Origin of the sequence: Haemophilus sp. CCUG 60358 (assembly GCF_001679485.1) — a bacterium.
GTDB lineage: Bacteria > Pseudomonadota > Gammaproteobacteria > Enterobacterales > Pasteurellaceae > Haemophilus_D.
On the sequence record NZ_LZOZ01000009.1, the window covers coordinates 65,292 to 80,855 of the forward strand.

The 15,564-nt window shown below is 39.3% G+C and carries 14 protein-coding genes; 6 read left to right on the forward strand and 8 right to left on the reverse strand.

The genetic code is table 11. The annotated features are described in order from the left end of the window. Positions 1-34: 34 nt before the first annotated feature. Genes pxpA through pxpB form a run of 3 tightly spaced genes read right to left on the reverse strand, consistent with a single transcriptional unit; the run spans position 35 to position 2,326 of the window. Positions 35-772 carry a 5-oxoprolinase subunit PxpA gene (gene pxpA / locus A9500_RS03970; protein ID WP_065243991.1) on the reverse strand — a complete coding sequence of 246 codons (738 nt, stop codon included), beginning with the start codon at positions 770-772 and terminating at the stop codon, positions 35-37. Next, positions 759-1,688 carry a 5-oxoprolinase/urea amidolyase family protein gene (locus A9500_RS03975; RefSeq protein ID WP_065243992.1) on the reverse strand — a complete coding sequence of 310 codons (930 nt, stop codon included), beginning with the start codon at positions 1,686-1,688 and terminating at the stop codon, positions 759-761. Before A9500_RS03975 ends, pxpA begins: the two co-directional genes overlap by 14 nt. Continuing rightward, positions 1,685-2,326, reverse strand: a complete 642-nt coding sequence (pxpB, locus tag A9500_RS03980; RefSeq protein WP_065243993.1) for a 5-oxoprolinase subunit PxpB — start codon at positions 2,324-2,326, stop codon at positions 1,685-1,687. Before pxpB ends, A9500_RS03975 begins: the two co-directional genes overlap by 4 nt. A gap of 212 nt (positions 2,327-2,538) precedes the next feature. On the opposite strand from pxpB, the gene fbp reads away from it, so the two are divergent. Beyond that, on the forward strand, positions 2,539-3,543 hold the full coding sequence (gene fbp / locus A9500_RS03985; protein WP_065243994.1) for a class 1 fructose-bisphosphatase: 1,005 nt from the start codon (positions 2,539-2,541) through the stop codon (positions 3,541-3,543). A gap of 92 nt (positions 3,544-3,635) precedes the next feature. Here fbp and lptG read toward each other — a convergent pair whose 3' ends face one another. Both lptG and lptF read right to left on the reverse strand, forming a co-directional pair. Next, on the reverse strand, positions 3,636-4,709 hold the full coding sequence (gene lptG, locus A9500_RS03990) for an LPS export ABC transporter permease LptG (protein WP_179854557.1): 1,074 nt from the start codon (positions 4,707-4,709) through the stop codon (positions 3,636-3,638). Positions 4,710-4,720: 11 nt separating this feature from the next. Further along, on the reverse strand, positions 4,721-5,812 hold the full coding sequence (lptF, locus tag A9500_RS03995) for an LPS export ABC transporter permease LptF (RefSeq protein ID WP_014065549.1): 1,092 nt from the start codon (positions 5,810-5,812) through the stop codon (positions 4,721-4,723). 105 nt (positions 5,813-5,917) lie between these two features. Between lptF and A9500_RS04000 the strand changes: the two genes are divergently transcribed. After that, the gene (locus tag A9500_RS04000) at positions 5,918-7,393 is read left to right on the forward strand and encodes a leucyl aminopeptidase (protein ID WP_065243995.1); all 1,476 of its coding nucleotides are present in this window, start codon (positions 5,918-5,920) and stop codon (positions 7,391-7,393) included. A gap of 56 nt (positions 7,394-7,449) precedes the next feature. Here the strand turns inward: A9500_RS04000 and A9500_RS04005 are convergent, their stop codons facing one another. Beyond that, positions 7,450-8,301 (reverse strand): endonuclease/exonuclease/phosphatase family protein, encoded by an 852-nt coding sequence (locus tag A9500_RS04005; RefSeq protein ID WP_065243996.1) that lies wholly within the window; start codon positions 8,299-8,301, stop codon positions 7,450-7,452. Positions 8,302-8,515: 214 nt separating this feature from the next. Here A9500_RS04005 and ytfE point away from each other — a divergent pair, with 214 nt between their 5' ends. Beyond that, positions 8,516-9,190, forward strand: a complete 675-nt coding sequence (ytfE, locus tag A9500_RS04010) for an iron-sulfur cluster repair protein YtfE (protein WP_065243997.1) — start codon at positions 8,516-8,518, stop codon at positions 9,188-9,190. Positions 9,191-9,259: 69 nt separating this feature from the next. Here ytfE and A9500_RS04015 read toward each other — a convergent pair whose 3' ends face one another. After that, the gene (locus A9500_RS04015; RefSeq protein ID WP_065243998.1) at positions 9,260-11,185 is read right to left on the reverse strand and encodes an LTA synthase family protein; all 1,926 of its coding nucleotides are present in this window, start codon (positions 11,183-11,185) and stop codon (positions 9,260-9,262) included. Between the two features lie 146 nt (positions 11,186-11,331). Then, a complete protein-coding gene (locus A9500_RS04020; protein ID WP_065243999.1) occupies positions 11,332-12,606 on the reverse strand; it encodes a malic enzyme-like NAD(P)-binding protein in 1,275 nt (424 codons plus the stop codon). 200 nt (positions 12,607-12,806) lie between these two features. Between A9500_RS04020 and A9500_RS04025 the strand changes: the two genes are divergently transcribed. The 3 genes from A9500_RS04025 to A9500_RS04035 are packed head-to-tail and all read left to right on the forward strand — an operon-like array spanning position 12,807 to position 15,345. After that, entirely contained in the window at positions 12,807-13,436 is a 630-nt protein-coding gene (locus A9500_RS04025; protein WP_065244000.1) for a DUF1919 domain-containing protein, read from the forward strand. 9 nt (positions 13,437-13,445) lie between these two features. Then, positions 13,446-14,144, forward strand: a complete 699-nt coding sequence (rsuA, locus tag A9500_RS04030) for a 16S rRNA pseudouridine(516) synthase RsuA (RefSeq protein ID WP_065244001.1) — start codon at positions 13,446-13,448, stop codon at positions 14,142-14,144. Position 14,145: 1 nt separating this feature from the next. Beyond that, entirely contained in the window at positions 14,146-15,345 is a 1,200-nt protein-coding gene (locus A9500_RS04035; RefSeq protein ID WP_065244002.1) for a Bcr/CflA family multidrug efflux MFS transporter, read from the forward strand. The last annotated feature ends 219 nt before the right edge of the window (positions 15,346-15,564 follow it).

A 15,564-nucleotide genomic window follows, 5' to 3' on the forward strand; every position in this document is an offset into this window, starting at 1 on the left:
GTTAAGTTGATGTTGTGTGTTATGTTTATTCGGCTTATGCCGTTATTGTTATATGATTTTTTTCTAATTCTTCCACAATGCGTGCTGCAAATTGTAGAGAATGTTGATTATCGCCATGTAAACAGATACTTTCTGCTTTTACTGGCACAAGGCTTCCATCAATGGCTTTGACTTGACCTTCTGTTACCATTTGTAACACTTGTTGAATGGCTTCCTCATCAGACTCCACCATTGCATTCGGTTGCGAACGAGATACCAAACTCCCATCAGGCATATAGTGACGATCCGCAAACACTTCAGAAATGGTTTGTAAACCTTCTTCCTCAGCTACGCGTAACATTAAGCTCCCCGCCAATCCCATTAATTTTAAATTAGAATCAAATTGATGAATTGTTTGGGCAATTAAACGTGCCAATTTTTCATCTTTTGCAGCTTGATTGTATAAAGCTCCGTGTGGCTTAACATAACTAATTTCCGTGCCTTCCCCATTACAAATCGCTTTTAATGCACCAAGCTGATACCGTAAATGCGCAATTAATTCCTGTTCAGGTAAATCCATTTGAGTACGCCCGAAGTTTTCTCGATCTGGAAAACCTGGATGAGCACCAATGCGAACCTGATTTTCTTTCGCAAGTCTGACCGCACTTTGCATTTCTTTTGCTCCACCGGCATGTAAACCGCAAGCAATATTGGCAGAAGAAAGCAATTTTAATAAGGCCTCATCAAAAGGAAAACCTTCAGCAATATCGGCATTTAAATCAATTTTTTTCATCGACAATTCTCCTAATTTGATCGAGGTATATCTCATTTTTACGACGTAATTTTGCGGCTTGTTCTAAACTAACTGCCTCGAATTGAATGGTTGAGCCTAAACGTACCTGTGCCAACGCACCAAGATCCGCATCGATCACATTGGCAATTTTTGGATAACCGCCTGTAGTTTGCGCATCTGCCATCAAAATAATTGGTTGTCCACTTGATGGTACTTGTACACTTCCAAATTGAATAGCATGAGAAAGCATTTCCAGAGGTTGCTTTAATTCTAATTTTTGCCCTTGAAAACGATAGCCCATTCGATCACTGCTACTTTGCAACGTCCATTTACTTCGCCACCAATAATATTGGGATTTTCGTTTAAATGCCTGATATTCAGAGGACGGTAACGCATGAATAGTATGTTTAAGTGGAATAGGTGCAATCCCAATTTCACTACGCAAAATAGGATCATTTACCGTTTGCAGTTGATCGCCCACTTGTAAACCACGTCCTTCTATTCCTCCTATTTGAGCTCGGAGATCTGTACTACAAGAGTTCAATTCTTGGGGTAAGGTAAAACCACCTTGAACACATAAATAGCCATACATACCAATTTTTGCACGTATCATTTTCAGAACTTGCCCAGCTCGTGCCTGATAACGCCAGTAAGCAAAAACTGGTTTATCATCTAAGGTCATTTCATAAAATGCCCCGGTGACACAAAAATTCATATCCTGCTGGAATTGCAATGTAATACCACCTAAAGGGACTTCGATTGCCGGTGCTCCCTCTGCATTTCCCAGCAGAATATTGCCTGCTCGTAATGCTAATTTGTCCATTGCCCCACAATGACTGATTCCAAATCGACGTAAACCAAAACGGCCCAAATCCTGAATTGTGGCACGAGATTGCACATCAATAACATGAATCATAATTCAATCCCCTCCACCACAAATTTCACCGTATCTCCTGCTTGTAATAAAGTGGGTTGTGCTTGATTTTTGTCAAAGAGCGCATGCTTAGTATGACCGATTAATTGCCATCCGCCAGGAGAGGAAAAGGGATAAATGCCCGTTTGGGCCCCACCAATACCAACAGAACCGGCAGGAACAAGTGTTCTTGGGACAGCACGACGTGGCGTGTGCAGGCTTTCAGGTAAACCACCTAAATAGGGAAAACCAGGTTGGAAACCAATCATATATACCGTATAAATCGGTTCGCTATGCATTTGAACAATTCGTTCTGGTGTGGTGTCATGTAATTTGGCTACTTCAGATAAATCTTGGCCTAATTCGCCGCCATAAATTACCGGAATTTCGATATGACGACCTTGAAAAGCCGATACTTTCAATTCTGTCCAAAGTTGTTCCAAGCGCTGAATAAGCGGCTCAAAATCTACGTAAAAATCAGTGAAGACCGTGAGATTATTCATTCCCACGACAACTTCTACAATATCTTTCTCAGACTGTAGTTGGTTGGCAAACGCCCAGAGTTGGCGTTGTTGTTGAAGTGAAGCTGGTGGCGGTAAAGAGCAAACCACCGCCGACTCGCTGATCGGGGTTATATTCATAAGGTACCCTTTATTCTGATGTTGTGTTATTTGTTATTTTTTTGTTACACCTCTCTTTTAAAGGATATTTATAGGTTTTGTCAAGGTTTTGTATCAAAAATAAAATGTGACAAAGATCTCATTCTTCACATTTTGATCTCAATCAAAAGTGCCAAATAACATATAATAAAAGGGTCTATTATTTATTTAACAATTATAAAAAAGGAATAAACATGAAAACATTGAGTGAATTTATTGTTGAACGCCAAGCAGAGTACCCAAATGCAAAAGGGGAACTTAGTGGTATTTTGTCTTCTATTCGTTTATTAGCAAAAATCATTCATCGTGATATCAACAAAGCAGGTTTAACCAATATTCTTGGTCAGTCTGGTGTCGAAAACGTGCAAGGTGAAAGCCAAATGAAATTGGACTTATTCGCCCATAACACTATGAATGCGGCTCTCATGTCACGTGAAGAAGTGGCAGGTTTTGCTTCAGAGGAAGAAGAAAGCTTTATCGCTTTTGATACTGAACGTGCTCGCAATGCAAAATATATTATTTTGACCGATCCACTTGATGGTTCATCCAATATTGATGTGAACGTTTCGGTTGGAACAATCTTCTCTATTTACCGTCGTGTATCCCCTATTGGCTCACCTGTTACCTTAGAAGACTTTATGCAACCAGGTAATAAACAAGTGGCTGCGGGTTATATCGTATATGGTTCGTCTACCATGTTGGTTTATACCACTGGTCATGGTGTAAATGGTTTCACTTATGATCCATCTATCGGTACATTCTGTCTTTCTCATGAAAATATGAAGATGCCAAAAGAGGGCAAAATCTATTCCATCAATGAAGGACAATATCTCAAATTCCCTCAAGGGGTAAAAAAATACATTAAATACTGCCAAGAAGAAGATAAAGCAACTAACCGCCCTTATGCATCACGTTATATTGGTTCATTAGTAGCTGACTTCCATCGTAACTTATTAAAAGGTGGTATCTATATTTACCCAAGTGCAACTAACTATCCAAATGGTAAGCTTCGTTTGCTTTATGAAGGCAATCCAATGGCATTCTTAGCAGAACAAGCGGGGGGTATTGCCTCTGATGGTTACAATCGAATTTTAGATATTCAACCAAGTGAACTTCACCAACGTGTACCACTTTTCATCGGTTCCGCAGAAATGGTGAAAAAAGCCGAAGAAATGATGAGAGAATTTAAAGAAGATTAAATTCCTAAAGTTCGGTCAGTTTTGACCGCACTTTTTTAGTAAATAAAAAGGCGAACCTTATCTGTTCGCCTTTTTCATTAATGGTTTGTTAATTAATCTCGTTTTCTCGCCAGTAGCCACCAAATAATCGCCATAAACAAGAGGCTTGGCATTAGTGCACCTAAAAAAGCTGGCGCATTAAATACCACACTCATTTGTCCAAAAATTTCATTGACGACATAGAACAAGAAACCAAAACAAATCCCCGTTACGATTCTCGCTCCTGCAGTGACACTACGTAATGAACCAAAGATGAAAGATAACGCAAGCATCATCATCACACCTACAGAAAGGGGCTGAAAAATCTTACGCCAATAGGTTAATTCAAAACGGCGAGAATCCTGTCCTGTTTGTTTTAAGAAAGCAATATATTCATACAAACCGGAAATAGATAATGACGTTGGACGTAATGAAACTGCGCCTAATTTATCTGGCGTTAAGCTTGTTGCCCAATCTTCTGTTAAACGGTTTGTTGTGGTAATTTGTTCTTTTGATACCGCTGAATTATTCACTTGACGTAACTGCCATTGATTATTTTCAGCTGAATATTGCGCTTGATTTGCATGCTTCAAATGGGTGAGGTTACGCTGGTCATCAAAGGTATAGATGTAAATGTCTTCTAATTGTGCATCATCTTTAATTCGACGCACATACACGAAATTATTGCCGTCTTTTGCCCATACACCATTTTTTACCGAAAGCATTGAACCACCGGACAGAGCACGAGTACGCATATCACGGGCAAACTGTTCAGTTTGTGGAATCCCCCACTCACCAATAATCATGGTAAAAAGCACCAGTGGAAGTGCCGTTTTCATGACAGCTAATCCTATTTTAAAGCGAGAAAAGCCGGCAGATTGCATTACCACTAATTCACTGCGGCTGGCCAAATTACCTAAAGCAATTAAAGCACCTAACAAAGCAGCCATCGGGAAAAAGGTTTCTACATCTTTTGGCATCGTTAAGCCTGTATAAGCCACCGCTTGCCAAATATCATAAGAACCTTTCCCTACGCTACGGAATTGCTCTACAAATTTGATAATTGCTGAAAGGCCAACTAACGTAAATAGAGTGGCAAAAATTGCCCCCAAGATGCTTTTACCGATATAACGATCAAGAGTATTCATCAACATTGTTATTACCCTTTTCTGAATACACGACGGAATTTATGCATAGCAGTGCTATCCCAACTATTCAGCACAATCCCTAAAATTAAAAAGGCGATATTTACCAACGGCATTAACAAACCGGCATCAAGCTTATCAGCCCCCCCCGCAGATTTAAATGAGCTTTGTAACAAGAAGTAAATTAAATAAAGCAATAATGCTGGTAAGATTTTCGCGAAACGACCTTGACGAGGATTCACTTTACTCATTGGTACAGCAATAAGCGCCATTAAAGGCACCGCTAAAATTAAGGTAATTCGCCAATGCAACTCTGCTTTTGCGGCTGCACTTTTATCTTTTAATAATTGCTCAAAAGATAATTCAGCGGCTTCATCACTTTCCGAGTTTGTCTCTTGATGGCCTAAATACGCTTGGTAGTCATCAAAATGTGTAATACGAAAATCAGGAAGCACGGATGTGCCTTCTACACGCAAGGTATTCTGTAAATTCAAGACTTGGTCGCCATTCGGTAACGCTTTTAATTCACCTTTTTCAGCCGTAACCACTGATGGTTTAGTTTGGCCTTTGGCTTTCATTTGGAAAAGATAAACATCACTGATTTGATTACCGTTAATCTTATCAATGAATAAGACGAAATTATTGTTGCTTGTGGACATGAATTGACCAGAAGCCAATGCCCCCATGGTTGGGTTCGCTTTAGCATCTTCGACAATCGCCGCTTGCTTTTGAATGGCCCATGGAGAAAGCCACAATGCATTGTAAGCAGCCAAGCCAGCTGTGAACAAAGAAAGAATTAACGCCACACGAACAAGGATACGTTGTCCCACACCACAAGCCCGCATTACAGTAATCTCACTTTCAGCGTAGAGTCGACCGAAAGTCAGCAAAATGGCGATAAACAAACATAATGGCAACATTAATTGCGCCATCGTCGGCATCCCTAAACCAAGTAAAGAGAACACCAGATCGGCGGGAACCTTACCATTTGCCGCTGAACCAAGTACGCGCACAAGTTGTTGGCTGAAGAAAATTAAAAGCAAAATAAACAAAATTGCAATCTGGCTTTTAAATACTTCCTTTGTTAAATATCGGGTTAATATCATTCTTTTTTTCTAACTAAAAAACACGGGAAACTGGCTAATTTAGATGGCGTATGATACCTTATTTTGACTGATTTAAATAGCAAATTAGCAACATAAGGAAATAACATGAAATATCAAGCAAACTCAACCGCACTTTCTCAATCAACCGATTGCCTCATCATCGGCATTTATGAGAACAATGAATTGACAAAAAGTTTCAATGAAATCGATCAAATCACACAAGGCTACCTCAGCCAGTTATCTCAAAGCCAAGATCTTTCAGGCAAAATTGGGCAAGCGACTCTGCTTCATTCTTTACCTAATCTTGCAACTAAACGCGTGTTAGTCGCAGGTTGTGGCAAAAAAGGCGAAACGACTGAACGCCAATTTAAACAAATCATCCAACGTGTTACTCAAACATTAAAAGAATTAAATATTCAACAAGCGGTGAATAATTTAACGGATGTGGAAATTAAAGATCGCGATCTATTTTGGAATGTGCGTTTTACCATTGAAACCATTGAACATAGCCTTTATCAATTCGACGAATTTAAAAGCAAAAAAGCGGATGCTATCTCACTTCAAGAAATTGTTTTTAATACAAATGATGCACAAGCTCAGCAAGCCATCGCAGAAGCGCAAGCCATTGCAAATGGTGTAAAAGCCGCGCGTAATATCGCGAATATGCCACCTAATATTTGTACACCGGCTTATTTAGCTGAACAAGCTAGAAATTTAGCCGAAACATCAACCGCACTTTCCTTAGATGTGATTGATGAAGAAGAAATGACAAAACTTGGTATGAATGCGTATTTAGCGGTATCTGGTGGTTCTCAACACCCCGCTTACCTATCTATTTTGCATTTCAACAACGCCCCAGATAAAAATGCGAAACCTATCGTATTAGTGGGCAAAGGATTGACCTTTGATGCGGGTGGTATTTCGTTAAAACCAGCCGCAGATATGGATGAGATGAAATACGATATGTGCGGTGCTGCCTCTGTTTTCGGCACAATGAAAGCGATTGCAGAATTAAATCTTCCATTAAATGTCATTGGTGTATTAGCGGGTTGTGAAAACTTACCTGATGGCAATGCCTACCGCCCAGGCGATATTCTCACTACGATGAATGGCTTAACCGTAGAAGTATTAAATACAGATGCTGAAGGCCGTTTAGTGCTTTGTGATACATTAACTTATGTAGAACGCTTTGAACCGCAATATGTGATTGATGTCGCAACCCTAACAGGTGCTTGCGTGGTAGCTTTAGGTCAACATAATAGTGGCTTAGTTTCAACTGATGATGCCTTAGCAGAACAGTTATTACAAGCCGCACAGCAAACCACCGATAAAGCGTGGCGTTTACCATTAAGTGAAGAATATCAAGAGCAATTAAAATCCCCATTTGCTGATTTAGCGAATATTGGCGGTCGTTGGGGCGGTGCAATTACTGCAGGCGCATTCCTCTCCAACTTTACGAAAAAATACACCTGGGCACATTTAGATATCGCCGGGACAGCTTGGCTTCAAGGTGCAAATAAAGGCGCAACGGGTCGTCCAGTGTCTCTATTAACACAATTTTTAATTAATCAAACCAAGTAAACACATAGGGCTAACATAACGTTAGCCCTAAAATTTTCTCAAAATCTGACTGCACTTTATTCCAATTCAAATTCAACTAGTAACGGATTATGATCTGACGAAGTAACCACTTCTGATGCTGCACTCACCACTTTTACGCCTCGCGTAAAAATATAATCAAGTGGATAACCTAAAAATCTAACCCGCTCATCTTGAGAGAGCGTCACTGCATCTAGTCCATATTTTTGCATCAAATTATTGACTAAATTCAGACGACGCTCATTCCATGCATTAAAATCGCCAGATATAATGATGGGGCCTTGATGATTTTCCACAAAAGAAAAGAGCTGCTCTAACTGAGTTTGATAAGCCGAAATTCCCCATTCAAAATTAATCAAATGTACATTAATCAGTAGCAAGCTATTGCCTTTTTCTAACGGAAAACTCATCACACTAGCCACTTTAGGTATTTGTATTAATGGTTCTGCTACGCCACCACCGCAATACCATTCTGGTTGCGTTTTAGTGAATGTCTTGACACCCGATAAGAGATCTTTAAAAGAAAAAGAGGACACAAAAAGTGCGGTCGAAAATGTGTTTAAATTTTGATGCTGCGTTGCCTCTTGCAATAACACAAAATCAGCTTGTTTAGACAATCTCGCTAAATCTTCTTGCCAACCCTTATCTTGCCCTTTATGCACATTCCAATTGACTAAACGAAAATGTGAAGACGTTAATTTAGGCATTAAACCATTAACCTTGTCACATTGCATATTCAGCTTGTTTTCAAAAGGAATATAACCCACTTTTTGTGACGTATTTAATTGGATAAATGTACGTTCAAAAATTGTTAAATTCGCAAAAAAATAGCCGCCACCTAAAATCAGCAATAGTAATCCAACAGCTAAAAATCGATAAATTCGTTTCATCTAAATCCCCTTTCAATGCTCGAATAATAACAGCCTATTCAAGCAATGCAACTTTCTCTTTTTAAACACATCAACTCCTAACTATAACAAGGTAAATTTGAGCCGTCTCTTTGATTTGAATCATACTTTTCTAAAAAAGGCTTTGCATTTTTTTGCCATTATCATAGTATTTCACTCAACTTTTAACTCTACCTCATCAATAAGGAGATTCATTATGTCTTTTGGAGATAAAAAATTAAGTGAAATCGCAGTCAGCGTACCCGGCTCAACTTCTCTACTTCGTGAATATGATTTGGATTTCTGCTGTGGTGGTTCCGATACACTTGCAAACGCAGCAGCAGAAAAAGGATTAAATTTAGCAGAAATTGAAACGCGTTTAACTGCACTACAAAACAGCAAAGCAGAAAACCCTGAAGAATATTGGGTTGGTGCAAATTATGGTGAAGTTATCGATCATATTTTAGTTCGCTATCATCAACGTCACCGTGAACAGCTTCAAGAATTAATCGTGTTAGCTGATCGCGTAGAAAGTGTTCATGGCGATCGTGAAGATTGCCCAATAGGTGTGGCGGCTGAATTACGCAATGTCTATGAGGATTTGAGCAACCATATGATGAAAGAAGAGCACGTGCTTTTCCCTATGATCAAAGCAGGTAACTATATGATGGCGCAAATGCCAATTCGTATGATGGAAATGGAACACGCAGAACACGGCGAACATTTAGATGTATTGAAATCATTAACAAACAATATGACGCCTCCGGCTGATGCTTGCAATACATGGCGTGCGCTTTACAGCGGCATCCAAGAATTTGCAGATGATTTAATGATGCATATTCACCGTGAAAACAATATTTTATTCCCTCGTGTGATTGCTGAAAATCACTAAGAGCAAATCATATAAAGAAAAAGGGCGAAATCATTCGCCCTTTAAATTTAGCTTAAAACTGACCGCACTTTACTTCTCTTCACTGCCTTTATATAAACGGTTTTTATACAAATAGCTACCAAGTAAGGCATGTGCCAACGCTTCTTTTTTCATTTCTTCCGGCACTTCTTTTTCGGTTAATGTATCTTTTTCTTTATCGTACACATAGCCTTTTGCTTTGCTATTTGGTGTTTGGATAACAACATCGTGATTGCCTTTCATTAAAGCTTGGGTTTGATCAAATTGCATAAAGGCACGATTCGGATTCACATCTTGCGTTAAATCAAAACCAATCATCGGATAATTACCGCTTACGCCTGCAATAGAAAGTAAGGTTGTCGGCATATCAATTTGACTCACTAAACGACTGTCTCGGCGTGGTGCAACATGATCACCTAAAATTAACGCAGGAATATGGAAATGCTTAATTGGCACTAAGCTTGCCCCTGCTGCACGGGAGTCGTGGTCTGCAATCACCAAGAACACGGTATCTTTCCAATAATTAGATTGTTTTGCTAACTTGAAGAAATGACCAATCGCATAATCCGCATATTTTGCACTGTTATTACGCGTGGCTTTTGGTTGTTCGTAAAGCTCAATTTTACCATCTGGGAACTCGAAAGGATCGTGATTACTCGAACTAAACACGAGGCTAAAGAACGGTTTCCCTTCATTGTGTAATTGGGTAAAAGTTTCGTTCGCTTTATCAAATAGATCCTCATCACTCACGCCCCAAGTCGCAGTAAATTTTGGATTTTGGTAATCTTTTTGATCGATAATGGTTTGGAAACCATTGCCATAGAAGAAGCTTGCCATGTTATCAAAGTGCTTTTCACCGCCATAAATAAAGGAAGTGTTGTAACCTTGTTTGGCAAGTAAATCCGCAATAGTAAAGAAACCACTTTGACTGTTATTCAATTTCACCACTGCCCGTGCCGGAGTGGGTGTAAAGCCCGCTGTGGTGGCTTCAATACCACGAACAGAACGTGTCCCCGTAGCATAGAGATTTTCAAATAACCAGCCTTCTTTGGCTAACTTATCAAATTCAGGTGAAAGTGGTTTTCCGCCTAACGTACCCACAAATTGTGCCCCAAAACTTTCTTCCAAAATAATGACGATATTTTTCGGCTTACCTTGGTAAGTGGCTTGGTTTTTCGTTAATGTTGGAATCTTCTCAGAAATATAATCACTTTCAGGACGGCCACGACTTGCTTTGACAATACGCAACATTTCATCAGTATCCATTTTGCCGTACACTGCGGAAGAAGAACCTTCATCTTTAAATTGCTGTGCCGCATAAAGGACAGAATAGCCAGAGTTCAACACTAGAGAATTAACTAAACCATCGGAAGAAAAAGCCACCATTGCAGGGTTAACACCTCGGTGTTGGAAACTCGAACGCGCACCTAAAAAAGCAACGGCAATCACGAGCAATGCTATAACAGGGCGTAATTTCCAGCTCATTGGGCGTAAGTTTTTCACCGCATAACCAGAGAGTTTCCAATAACAGAAGAAAGCCGTAACGGTGAAAATAAGGCTAAAAATGACCGCAGTTAGATGGCCTTCCATCAACATTGAAAAGACTTCTTTCGGATAAATTAAATATTCGATAAACAAACGATTTGGACGGAAGTCATAGGTTTCGATAAATGCAGGCGTAGCCAATTCCATAAATAGAATAAACACACTACCTAAGGTAAGCCAAATGCGTAAAATCATTTTCCAAATTCGGCTATGATGAAATAGCACTGTAAATAATGCTGGCACACCAAATAAATAGCATAAGGCCACGATATCCATACGCAAGCCTTGCAAAAATAATTGTCCCCATCCCTCTACCGCAGAAACACGGTCTACCTGCCAAATCGCAAGCCCAAGACGAGACAAGGTGAAAATAATCAGATTAATGATGACGAAGAGGAAAATCGGATATAAAGGAGAACGTGTTTGTTTCATTTTGACACTCATAAGTCCTAAGGGAATCGCTACCCTTTGATTAATTTAAAGCACGCTAATGTGCCATTCCTTTCATAGACAGATAAAAAAACACAAAGTGCGGTTAAAAATATCATCATTTTTGACCGCACTTTGAGAAAGTAAAATTACGCTGCAACTAACGCTTTTAATTGTTTTTCATAAGCTGCCCAGTCTGTGATTGGACGCGTTGCAACACCAGTCTCCATCGCTTTTTTCGCTACTGCAGAAGAGACAGTAAACAATAAACGAGGATCAAACGGTGTTGGAATCACATAATCTGGACCAAATGATAACGCACCATAACTTGCAATAATTTCTAACGGCACCTGTTCTTTCGCCAAACCTGCAATTGCACGAGAAGCCGCTAACTTCATTTCTTCATTAATCTCAGTTGCACCTACGTCTAATGCACCACGGAATAAGAATGGGAAACAAAGTACGTTATTTACTTGGTTTGGAAAATCTGAACGACCTGTACAAACAATCGCATCTGGACGAACGACCTTGGCTTCATCAGGCGTGATTTCAGGTGTTGGGTTTGCCAATGCCAAGATTAATGGATTCTCCGCCATGGTTTTTACCATTTCAGGTTTTAACGCACCTGCTTTAGAACAACCTAAGAATACATCTGCACCGTTAACCGCATCGGCTAATGTACGCCAGCCATTATCTTCAATCGCGTAGAATTGTTTGGTTTCATCCATGTTATCGCCACGACCTTTGAAAATCACGCCTTTAGAGTCACACATGGTGATGTTTTCTTTTTTGAAACCTAATGCTCGAAGCAAGTTAGTACAAGCAATAGCAGAAGCACCTGCACCATTTACCACTAAACGTACATCTGCAATATTTTTACCAATAATTTCTAAACCGTTTAATGCTGCCGCACCAACGATAATTGCCGTACCGTGTTGGTCATCATGGAATACCGGAATCCCCATGCGTTCACGCAACGCTTTTTCAATGTGGAAACATTCCGGTGCTTTGATATCTTCAAGGTTAATGCCACCAAACGTTGGTTCTAATGAAGCAATAATATCGATTAATTTATCTGGATCATGCTCATTGATTTCAATATCGAATACATTGATACCGGCAAATTTTTTGAATAATACTCCTTTCCCTTCCATAACGGGTTTTGAGGCAAGTGCACCAATATTTCCTAAACCTAATACAGCTGTACCATTTGAAATCACGGCAACTAAGTTAGCACGAGCGGTATAACGGCTTGCTGCTGAAGGATCTTTTTCAATTTCTAAACAAGGCTCTGCAACACCAGGGGAATAAGCAAGGGCTAAATCATGTTGGGTTTCTAACGATTTGGTTGGGGTAACTGCAATTTTTCCCGGAATTGGGAACTCATGAAAATCTAATGCAGCTTGGCGCAATTGTTCGCTCATATAAAAATACTCCATTTTCACTTAGGCTAAATAAAATTTGCGCCATTATACTCTCTTTTAAACAGAAATTTGTGACATACCGCAAAAATTTTACAAATTTATTACAAAAATATGAGTGAAATCGACCGCACTTTTGTCTTTTCTTCACATTCAGAAGCAAAAACGTTACTATATCGCAAAAAATATACAGGATATAAATAATGAGTTTGTTTTCTAAATTTAGAAGCGCCATCAATAAATTACAACGGAAAGCGATTAATCAAACCTATCAAAAACGTTTAACCAATCAAGGCATGTCGGTGATTTCTGCCAACTGTGTCAGCGCGTTTATTTTGCACGATCTAAATCAGCCTTTTAACTCCCCATTTGTTAATCTCTATTTAGATCCGAGCGATTTTGTTCGCTATCTACAGAATATCGAATTCTATCAAGCACAACCTCTTCAATTTATACAAACAGAAAAACCGTATCCCGTTGGCTTATTAGATGATCTTAAAGTGCATTTTATGCATTACCATTCTGAACAAGAAGCCAAAGAGAAATGGGAAGCACGCTCACAGCGTTTAGATTTCGATAATTTATTTATTATGATGACGGATAAAGACGGCGGAGAAGGCGCAAAATATGAAGATCTACAAGCCTTTGATAACTTGCCTTACCCAAACAAAGTGGTCTTTACCCATAAGCCTTATCCAGAGTTAAAATCCGCTTTCTACATTAAAGGCTTTGAAAACGAAAACGAAGTGGGTGATTTATTTACCTTTTCTGGTTGGAATGGCGAAAAATATTACGACCAATTTGATTACGTTAGCTGGTTCAATCAAAAATAAGAGTTTATGATGCGATTAGATAAATTTATTGCCGAGAATATCGGTTTAACCCGTTCACAAGCTACCAAGGCCATTCGCCAAAGTGCAGTCAAAATTAACGGTGAAATTGTGAAAAATGGGGCGGCCAAAGTCAGTCAAGAAGATGAAATTTATTTTGAAGATGAATTATTGACTTGGGTGGAAGAAGGTCAATATTTTATGTTGCATAAGCCACAAGGCTATGTTTGCTCTCATGATGACGGTGACTATCCAACTATTTATCAATTCTTTGACCCGCCTCTTTCTGGCAAATTACACAGCGCAGGACGATTAGATGTGGATACAACAGGGCTCGTGCTATTAACGGATGATGGGCAATGGTCACATCGTATTACCTCACCAAAGCATCAATGTGAGAAAACCTATTTAGTCACTTTGGCCGATCCCGTTGAAAACCATTATACATCAGCTTGTGAAAAAGGCATTTTGTTACGTGGCGAAAAAGAACCAACTAAGCCAGCAAAACTTGAAGTGTTAGATGATTACAACGTGAATCTGACTATCTCAGAAGGCCGCTATCACCAAGTAAAACGAATGTTTGCCGCGCTGGGTAATAAAGTCGTGGCACTCCATCGTTGGAGAATCGGTAACGTTGAATTAGATGAAAGCTTAGAAGAAGGCGAATTTCGTCCACTTACTCAGGAAGAAATCGATAATTTAGTGAAATAATATGAGCCAAAATATTAAACCTACCTTTATTTTTATCGCCACACTCGGCATCCTCTCGATGCTACCGCCTTTGGGCGTGGATATGTATATTCCGTCCTTTTTAAATATTGCCGAAGACTTAAATATCAACTCCGAGCAAGTACAGCATACGCTAACATTCTTCGCTTATGGTATGGCGGCAGGACAATTATTCTGGGGACCATTTGGTGACAGTTTTGGTCGTAAACCGATTATTTTATTAGGTGTCATTATTGGTGCTATCACGGCTATTATTTTAACTGGCATTCATTCTATTGGCAGTTTCACTGCACTGCGTTTCGTTCAAGGTTTCTTTGGGGCGGCGCCTGTTGTGCTTTCAGGGGCATTATTACGAGATTTATTTAGCAAAGAGCAACTGTCTCGAATCATGTCCACCATCACGCTTGTCTTTATGATCGCACCGCTTGTTGCGCCTATAATTGGCGGATATATCGTGAAATATTTCCACTGGCATATGATTTTTTATGTGATTGGCATCATGGGATTTCTTGCTGCATTGCTTGTCTTTTTTATTATTCCCGAGACCCATAAACAAGAAAATCGTATTCCCCTGCGCCTGAATATCATTGCCCGTAACTTCATGACACTTTCTAAACAAAAAGAAGTGTTAGGTTATATGGCGGCGGCTTCTTTTGGTTTTGGTGGCTTATTTGCTTTCGTCACAGCTGGTTCAATTGTTTATATCGGTATTTATGGCATTCCAGTCGATCAATTTGGCTATTTCTTTATGATCAATATCGCGATTATGACCGCTGCTTCTTATCTAAATGGGAAATTTGTATTGAAGCTAGGTGCTGAAACCATGTTACAAATTGGTATTGCCGTACAATTTATTTCAGGAATCTGGCTATTTTTAACCGCACTTTTTGATTTTGGTTTTTGGTCAATGGCAATTGGTGTAGCCTTTTTTGTCGGTCAAAACCCATTAATCTCATCCAATGCTACCGCCTCTATTCTAGAAAAATTCCCAACGATGGCAGGAACCGCAAATTCATTAATGGGAAGTGTACGTTTTGGTGTCGGCGCAGCGATGGGCTCCTTGGTAGCGAGCTTTAAAATGGAAACCGCTGCACCAATGCTCTATACAATGACAGCTTGCGTGGTTATTTCAGCCCTCTCTTACTATTTTCTGACTTATCGACATTCTAATTCAATCAGCTAAATACTAAAAATTTTGTTCATAGCTAATAAAATAATTATTAGGTCTGAATGGGAGCAATTGTGTCATTTAGAATAGTATTTTTGTGTAATTTAAAGTGAATACAACAGTCTTTCATTAAATTTTACACAAAACTCAAATCAACCCATGCCAATAGATTATCTTGATTAATTTAATAGATTTTAATCGTCAAAACCTTTTTGTATGATATTTACGAAATTT

Coding starts and splice junctions, on each gene's coding strand:
- lptG (WP_179854557.1), bottom strand. CDS start 4,709: ATGAATACTCTTGATCGTTATATCGGTAAAAGCATCTTGGGGGCAATT.
- A9500_RS04025 (WP_065244000.1), top strand. CDS start 12,807: ATGAGTTTGTTTTCTAAATTTAGAAGCGCCATCAATAAATTACAACGG.
- A9500_RS04000 (WP_065243995.1), top strand. CDS start 5,918: ATGAAATATCAAGCAAACTCAACCGCACTTTCTCAATCAACCGATTGC.
- A9500_RS04020 (WP_065243999.1), bottom strand. CDS start 12,606: ATGAGCGAACAATTGCGCCAAGCTGCATTAGATTTTCATGAGTTCCCA.
- fbp (WP_065243994.1), top strand. CDS start 2,539: ATGAAAACATTGAGTGAATTTATTGTTGAACGCCAAGCAGAGTACCCA.
- pxpB (WP_065243993.1), bottom strand. CDS start 2,326: ATGAATATAACCCCGATCAGCGAGTCGGCGGTGGTTTGCTCTTTACCG.
- A9500_RS04035 (WP_065244002.1), top strand. CDS start 14,146: ATGAGCCAAAATATTAAACCTACCTTTATTTTTATCGCCACACTCGGC.
- A9500_RS03975 (WP_065243992.1), bottom strand. CDS start 1,688: ATGATTCATGTTATTGATGTGCAATCTCGTGCCACAATTCAGGATTTG.
- rsuA (WP_065244001.1), top strand. CDS start 13,446: ATGCGATTAGATAAATTTATTGCCGAGAATATCGGTTTAACCCGTTCA.
- A9500_RS04015 (WP_065243998.1), bottom strand. CDS start 11,185: ATGAAACAAACACGTTCTCCTTTATATCCGATTTTCCTCTTCGTCATC.
- A9500_RS04005 (WP_065243996.1), bottom strand. CDS start 8,301: ATGAAACGAATTTATCGATTTTTAGCTGTTGGATTACTATTGCTGATT.
- lptF (WP_014065549.1), bottom strand. CDS start 5,812: ATGATATTAACCCGATATTTAACAAAGGAAGTATTTAAAAGCCAGATT.
- pxpA (WP_065243991.1), bottom strand. CDS start 772: ATGAAAAAAATTGATTTAAATGCCGATATTGCTGAAGGTTTTCCTTTT.
- ytfE (WP_065243997.1), top strand. CDS start 8,516: ATGTCTTTTGGAGATAAAAAATTAAGTGAAATCGCAGTCAGCGTACCC.